This is a genomic window from Streptomyces sp. NPDC046712 (assembly GCF_040645695.1).
In the GTDB taxonomy this organism is placed as follows: Bacteria; Actinomycetota; Actinomycetes; order Streptomycetales; family Streptomycetaceae; genus Streptomyces.
Genome location: NZ_JBEYYW010000011.1, coordinates 231,756 through 238,927 on the forward strand (window position 1 = coordinate 231,756; position 7,172 = coordinate 238,927).

A 7,172-nucleotide genomic window follows, 5' to 3' on the forward strand; every position below is an offset into this window, starting at 1 on the left:
ACGAGGCATGACGACCATCCCTTGTGGGTAAGCTCACCCGAATTCGAGCCGTTCCGCCGCCGGGGTGGCGCGCGCCGTGAGCCGGTCCACCTCGAAGGCGGCCGTGCCCGCGACCCCCGCCAGGAAGCCCTGGGCCCGCGGGGAGGCGTTCTCCTTGAGCCACTCGGGCGCGATCTCACAGACCGCGACCTTGACCCCGGTGCCGACGAGGGCCAGCGGCAGGGTGTGCACGACCGTCGAGGGAAAACTGACCACCGTACGGCCGATCGGGCCGCGCCGGGCGATCAGCTCCAGCGGCAGATCGGGCCGGACGATCTCCAGACCGGTCTCCACCGCGATCCGGTGCAGCTTCTCCGCGCTCTCGCGGCGGTGCGCGAAGTAGCGGGTGGCGCCGTGGGTGCGGGCGAGGTCGGCGACGGCCCGCGCGTACTGATCGGGGTCGACCACGCCCGTCTCGACCAGCGAGGTCCCGACCAGGTCCGCGCCCCGGGTGAGGCGGGGCGGGCCGAAGCGGGCCCGGGTCCAGGCGAAGGTGTTCGGGGTGACGGTGGTGCCCGGCGGCGGTTCGACCGGGAGCGAGGTGAAGATCTCGACCGCGCGGCGGCGGGTGGGGGCCAGCTTGCGCCGGGCGGCGGCGGAGACCGGGGCGAGCACGAGTTCCCGCGGGTCCCGGCCGCTGCCGCGGCGGTGCCAGCGCACCAGCCGCTCGCCACGGGCCAGTTGGGCGGCGTACTCCATGGTGGCGGTGCCGTCGTCGACGACGGTCAGCTGCTTCGGGGCGAAGAGGGTGAGCAGCAGCTGGACGTAGCGGGAGAACGGGTCCCCGACGATCACCCGCTCCGCCGCCCGCAGCAGCGGAGCGAGGTCCCGCAGCGTACGGAAGAGCGAGCCGCGGCCGTCCCTGGCCTCCTGCCAGCGGACGGTGAACCCGTCGTCACGGGCCAGCTGCGCCATCCGGCGCAGCTGGCCGCGCGACATCGGGTCGGTCGGCGAGAGCACGACGAGCGTGAGGGCGGCGGACGCGCCGCCGAGAGGCGCGCCGACGGGTGCGCCGACCTCCCGGCCGCCGGGGGCCACGTGGTCCCCGGCGGCGGGCGACTGGGCGTGTGCCCACTCCAGGACGTTCAGGAGCTGGACCGGGCTCTCGACGAACGCCAGCTGGCCGGTCATGCGGCGACGAGCCCCTGGACCCGGCGGAGCTTCTTCATCGGGCCGAGCTCCGACTCGTACACCTTCTTGATCCCGTCGCCGAGCGCGGTCTCGATGGTGCGGATGTCGCGGACCAGGCGCTGCAGGCCCTGCGGCTCGACGGAGGCGGCCTGGTCGGAGCCCCACATGGCGCGGTCGAGGGTGATGTGGCGCTCGACGAAGGTGGCGCCGAGGGCGACGGCGGCCAGCGTGGTCTGGAGGCCGGTCTCGTGGCCGGAGTAGCCGATCGGGACGTTCGGGTACTCCTCCGTGAGGGTGTTGATCACCCGGAGGTTGAGCTCCTCGGCCTTGGCCGGGTAGGTCGAGGTGGCGTGGCAGAGCAGGATGTTGTCGCTGCCCAGGACCTCGACGGCGTGCCGGATCTGCTTCGGCGTCGACATGCCGGTGGAGAGGATGACCGTGCGGCCCGTGGCGCGCAGGGCGCGCAGCAGCTCGTCGTCGGTGAGCGAGGCGGAGGCGACCTTGTGGGCCGGGACGTCGAACTTCTCCAGGAAGGCGACGGCCTCGGTGTCCCACGGGGAGGCGAACCAGTCGATGCCGCGCTTCCTGCAGTGCTCGTCGATGGCGCGGTACTCGTCCTCGCCGAACTCCACACGGTGGCGGTAGTCGATGTACGTCATCCGGCCCCAGGGGGTGTCGCGCTCGATGTCCCACTGGTCGCGCGGGGTGCAGATCTCCGGCGTGCGCTTCTGGAACTTCACTGCGTCGCAGCCGGCGTCGGCGGCGACGTCGATGAGCGCGATGGCGTTCTCGAGCTCGCCGTTGTGGTTGATGCCGATCTCACCGGTGATGTAGACGGAGTGGCCCGGGCCGGCGGTCTTGCTGCCGAACGTACGAGTGCGCGTGTTCATATTCCTGCGGTTCCTTACGAGTTGGGGGTGTCGAGCTCGGGTCCGAGAAGCCAGGCCGCGATCTCGCGGACGGCTCCGGAGCCACCGGGGGTGAGGGTCACCGCACGGGCGGCGGCCCGTACGGAGTCGTGTGCGCTCGCCACCGCGACGGGCCAGCCGACGAGGTGGAAGCACGGAAGGTCGTTGACGTCGTTGCCGGCGTAGAGCACCCGCTGCGGGTCGATGCCCTGCTCCTCGCACCACTGCTTGAGGGCGAGGTCCTTGCGGTCGATGCCGTGCAGGACGGGGATCTTGAGCTTGCGGGCGCGGGCGGCGACGACGGCGTTCTGCTCGGTGGAGAGGATCAGGACCGGCATGCCGGCGCGGCGCAGGGCGGCGATGCCGAGGCCGTCGCCGCGGTGGGCGGAGACGAACTCGTGGCCCTCCGCGTCGAGATGGACCCGGTCGTCGGTCTGGGTGCCGTCGAAGTCGAGGACGACGGCGTCGATCTCGTCGAAGCCCGGGGTGAGAGGGGTGTCGAGCAGCGGCGCGAGCGCGCGGGCGCGGGCGAGGTCGTGCGGGTCGTCGATCTCCAGGACCCGGGCGGGGTCGGTGACGACGAGGGCGGTGTGTCCGAAGAAGCGGTTGCCGTGGGTACGGAAGCCCTCGGCGGCCATCGCGTAGACGGCGCCGGTCTCCAGGTACTCGGCCTCGCGGTCCTGCCTGCGGGGGCGGTGCGCCTTGTCGTGGTTGACGCCCGTGCCGCCCTCGGGGGTCTCCCGCCACAGGAAGCCGTGGGTCGGGGCCGCCGTGAAGGCCGTGTCGGCGCCGCCGGCGGTGATCTTCTCGACGGTGCCGTTCACCTCCTCGGAGGTGAGGAAGGGGCTTGTGCACTGGACCAGGAGGACGACGTCCACGCGGCGCCCGGTCGTGGCCTCGAAGGCGTCCATCGCGTGCAGGACCGCCGACTCGCTGGTCGCCGTGTCGCCCGCGATCGCCGCGGGGCGGTGGATCGCCTCCGCGCCGGCGGCGCGGGCCGCGGCCGCGATCCCGGCGTCGTCCGTGGAGACGACGACGTCGGTGACCAGTCGGGCGCCGAGGCAGGCGCGGACCGCGCGGGAGACCAGCGGGAGGCCCGCCACCGGGGCGAGGTTCTTGGCGGGGACGCCCTTGGAGCCGCCCCTCGCCGGGACGACGGCAAGCACGGTCGTGGTCATCAGAGTTCTCCAAGGCGGCGGATGACGGGAGCCACGCGCTGGACGCCGTGGCGGTACGCGCCCCGCGCCGCCTCCCGGACGATCCGGCGCAGCCCGCTGTCGCGGGGCTCCGGCGCGGTCACGTCCAGGCGGTGGCGGGCGAGGATGCCCGGCAGGTAGCCGGGGGCCGTCTCCGCTGTGTAGTAGGGGGCGATCGGGGGCAGCGCCGGCCCGGCGAGCAGTTCGGCGACCCGCTCACGGGCCGCGTCGAAGGCCTTCTCGTACGAGCCCTCTCCGACGCCTGACGGCGTGGCGGGACTCTCGGCGGCGACGCCCTGCCGCGCGAGCCATTCCTCGTCCGGCTCGGGTCGCACGTCCTTGTCGAGCCGGTCGAAGGAGGTCAGCAGCCCCGAGCCGATGAAGTGGTGGTTGCCGAGGACCTCACGCACGCCCATGTCGGTGAGGATCGCCGTGGGGATGCGCCGGTGCAGCGCTTCCAGCGCGGCCGTCGAGGAGACCGTGACCAGCAGGTCGGTGCGGTCCAGTACCTCGCCCATGTGCCCGTACACCAGACGGAAGTTGGGCGGGGTGTCCAGATCACGCACCAGCTTCTGGTACGGCAGCTCCTCCAGGTGCGTGGTGTGCTCGCCCGGCTTGGACCGGAGCTTGAGCAGGACCTCGCGCCGCGGGTGCAGCCGTGCGTGCTCGACGAGCCTGCGGAGCAGGTACGTACGGTCGGCGCGGGTCACCGGCACGGACGGCTGGGCGGCGAAGACGAGGGTGTCCCGGCCGGCCTCGGGGGCGTAGGGCGCGCCACCGAGGAACGGCAGCGCGGCCTCCACCACCGAGGAGGCGTCGGCCCCCACTCCTTCGTACACGGCGCGGAAACGCTCCGCGTCGTGGCGGGAGTTGGCGAGCACGACGTCCGCGCCGTGGCGCAGCAGCAGCCCGTCGGCGAGCTTCTCGTAGACGACTCCGACATAGCCGGTGACGATCACCGGACGTCGTTCGAGGGCCAGTTCGGCGATTCCCTGCAGAACGGCCCGGACGGTGCCGCCGACGAGGGCGAGCACGACGACGTCGTAGCCCCCGTCCCGTACCTCGCGGAGGAACTCCGCGCCCGTGACCTCGCGCGGGGGCGTCGCGGACACCCCGGTCTCGGCGAGTTGGCGCGCGGTGGGCGTGGCCCGGCCGCGCAGGACGAAACCGGTGGGCTCGGCGGCCGCTATACGGCGTGCGGTGAGCGCGCCCCATTTCCACCGGGTGTCGGAGTCGGCGAGTACGGCGACGCGTACCGCTTCATTGGTACTTGCTGGCACGTCGAGGACGCTAGAGAGGCATTCCGTTTCCCGGCCCAACTGAGCCACAACAAACGGTGAACAGAGCCCTTCCCTCTTCTGAAAATGGACGGGATCGGAGGCGGTTAAGCCGCCCGCCGCTTTGTGTTCACCGAACATCCCTCTGTCGGCCAGAACGAATGCCGGGGCGGCGCCTAGCGTCGGCCGGGTGGTCAAGCTCTCCGTCGTCGTGCCGTTCTACAACGTGCAGACATATGCCCCCGACACCCTCACAAGCCTGCGCGCGAACGCCCGCGAGGACTTCGAGTTCCTTCTCGTCGACGACTGCTCGACGGACGGAACGCCGGAGCTCCTCGAACGGGCCGAACGCGAGCTCCCTGGGGCCGTCCTCATCAGACACGCACAGAACGAGGGGCTTGCCACCGCGCGCAACACCGGACTCGACGCGGCCCGCGGCCGGTACCTCGCCTTCCTCGACGGGGACGACTGGCTCGCGCCCGGCCACTTCGCCCGGCTGGTCGCCGCCATGGACGAGCTGGACTGCGACTTCCTCCGTACCGACCACGTGGTGTGCGCGGGGCGGAACCGGTCGGTGCGCCGCTCCCCCGTCGGCCGGCGCGGCGAGGTGCTGCGCCCACGCGACGCGATCCTGCCCGCCGACCGGACGACCTCGGTGGACTATCCGTACGCCTGGGCGGGGATGTACCACCGGCGCCTGCTCGACCGCGGACTGCTGCACTTCACGCCCGGGCTGCGGACGGCGGAGGACCGGCCGTGGATCTGGAAGCTGCACCGGGAAGCGGATTCCTTCGCCGCCGTGAGCACTCTCGGCATCTTCTACCGGCGCGGCGTCTCCACCTCGCTCACCCAGATCGGCGATGTACGGCAGCTTGATTTCATCCGCGCATTCGACCAGGTGATCGAGGAAACGGCGAAGGATGTGGACGCGGACCGACTTCTCCCGAAAGCCGTCCGCACCTATTGCGCTCTTATTTCGCACCACATTTCGTCCGTCGAACGATTCGAACCCGCGGTGGCGAAGAAATTGCGGTCGATGAGTGCGGGCGCCCTGCGGCGCATGCCGCAGGACGTGCTCGCCGACGCGCTGGACACGATGGACGAGCGGCGGGCGGCCGTGCTGCGCAAGCTGCGCCGCCGCCGCCGCGCGGGCGTGAACTCCCTGCCCACCGTCACGGCCTCGGAGGCCGCCGCATGAGCACCACTCAGATCTTCTACGCCTCCACGCTCTACGGCGCGACGACGCTGGCCGCCGCCCTGGACAGCGGCTGCTTCGGTCCGGCAGACCGGCGCCTGCTCCTGGTCGGCAACAACGCGGCGGTGCCGGAGACGACGCCCGCGCTGGACGAGATGCCCGGCTTCGAGCAGCTGCGCGGCCGGTTCGACGACGTGCTGTCCTGGAACGAGGCGATCTCCCCGCTCCACCCCTCCGGCTGGACGCCACGGCCGGACGACCTGCCGCTGCTCGAGCGCCATCTGCGGCTGCTGTGGGAGCTCGGCGACGACCGCGTCGAACTCGTCGTGGAGTCGGTGCAGGTGGCGCCCGCCCTGACGATCGCCCGGCTGTTCTCCGAAGCCCCGATCGAGGTGTACGCCGACGGGCTGATGAGCTACGGCCCGACCCGCAACAAGATCGACCCGCTGGTCGGCGAGCGGATCCGCCGGCTGCTCCATCTCGACCTGGTGCCCGGGCTCGCCCCGCTGCTCCTCGCGGAGTTCGGGGCGGTGGCCGAGGTGGTGCCGACCGAGGCGTTCACCAAGGTCGTCGCCGAACTCTCGGACTCGGCCCCCGCCGAGGAGGAGGGCCCGGCGCTGCTGCTCGGCCAGTACCTGGCGGCTCTCTCGCTCCTCACCCCGGAAGAGGAGGAGGAGCTGCACGTACGGATGGTCCGCGGCGCGATCGCTCGCGGGCACCGCCGGCTCGTCTTCAAGCCGCACCCGACGGCGCCGGACGCGTGGACGCGCAGGCTGGCACGGGAGGCGGAGGCGCTCGGCGCCGAACTGACCGTCCTCGACCGGCCGGTGCTCGCGGAGGTCGTCTACCGGGAGCTGCGGCCGGCGCTGGTGGTCGGCTGCTTCTCGACGGCGCTGATGACGGCGCACGCCTTCTACGGGATCCCGGTGGCCCGGGTCGGCACCCGCACCGTCCTGGACCGGCTGACCCCGTACCAGAACAGCAACCGCGTCCCGCTCACCCTCGTCGACACGCTCGTCCCGGACCTGGAGGCCGACACTCCGGACATGGCCCCGGACGCGGAGGCGCCGGCGGACCTGGTCGCGGCGGTCGGCTTCGCGATGCAGCCCAAGATCCGGCCGGATCTGCGGAGCGCGGCGGTACGTCATCTGTCCGGGCCGCTCGCCGAACGGACCCGCCACTACTTCACGCTCCGCCGCCTCACCGTCCTCGGCCTCCCGGGCGGGCTCCCGGTCCCGCGCCACCCCCGGGTCCGCCGCCTGGCCCGCCGCGCACTGCGCCTGAAGCGGGCGCTCGCGAGGTGAGACAGGGGTGGGCCGGTGAAGCCGGCCCCGCCTTCACGCAGGGGCGTGACATAGCGGGTCGCTACGACCTCTTCCAACACTTTCCCAGGCCACCCATCTCTTCAGCCTTACAATCCACGGAC

The 7,172-nt window shown here is 72.1% G+C and carries 6 protein-coding genes; 2 read left to right on the forward strand and 4 right to left on the reverse strand.

Features of this window, described 5'->3' with window-relative positions; all coding sequences use genetic code 11:
- Window positions 1–33 precede the first annotated feature (33 nt).
- Genes ABZ939_RS17500 through ABZ939_RS17515 form a run of 4 tightly spaced genes read right to left on the reverse strand, consistent with a single transcriptional unit; the run spans window position 34 to window position 4,554 of the window.
- Window positions 34–1,170 (reverse strand): hypothetical protein, encoded by a 1,137-nt coding sequence (locus tag ABZ939_RS17500; protein ID WP_361855190.1) that lies wholly within the window; start codon window positions 1,168–1,170, stop codon window positions 34–36.
- The gene (locus ABZ939_RS17505; protein ID WP_361855192.1) at window positions 1,167–2,060 is read right to left on the reverse strand and encodes an N-acetylneuraminate synthase family protein; all 894 of its coding nucleotides are present in this window, start codon (window positions 2,058–2,060) and stop codon (window positions 1,167–1,169) included. The genes ABZ939_RS17500 and ABZ939_RS17505 overlap by 4 nt, the downstream gene beginning before the upstream one ends.
- Window positions 2,061–2,074: 14 nt before the next feature.
- Entirely contained in the window at window positions 2,075–3,256 is a 1,182-nt protein-coding gene (locus ABZ939_RS17510; RefSeq protein ID WP_361855195.1) for an acylneuraminate cytidylyltransferase, read from the reverse strand.
- Entirely contained in the window at window positions 3,256–4,554 is a 1,299-nt protein-coding gene (locus tag ABZ939_RS17515) for a DUF6716 putative glycosyltransferase (RefSeq protein WP_361855198.1), read from the reverse strand. The genes ABZ939_RS17510 and ABZ939_RS17515 overlap by 1 nt, the downstream gene beginning before the upstream one ends.
- Before the next feature lie 187 nt (window positions 4,555–4,741).
- On the opposite strand from ABZ939_RS17515, the gene ABZ939_RS17520 reads away from it, so the two are divergent.
- Window positions 4,742–5,749, forward strand: coding sequence for a glycosyltransferase family 2 protein (locus tag ABZ939_RS17520; RefSeq protein ID WP_361855201.1), 1,008 nt, complete (start codon window positions 4,742–4,744; stop codon window positions 5,747–5,749).
- A complete protein-coding gene (locus ABZ939_RS17525) occupies window positions 5,746–7,050 on the forward strand; it encodes an alpha-2,8-polysialyltransferase family protein (protein WP_361855204.1) in 1,305 nt (434 codons plus the stop codon). Before ABZ939_RS17520 ends, ABZ939_RS17525 begins: the two co-directional genes overlap by 4 nt.
- Window positions 7,051–7,172 lie beyond the last annotated feature (122 nt).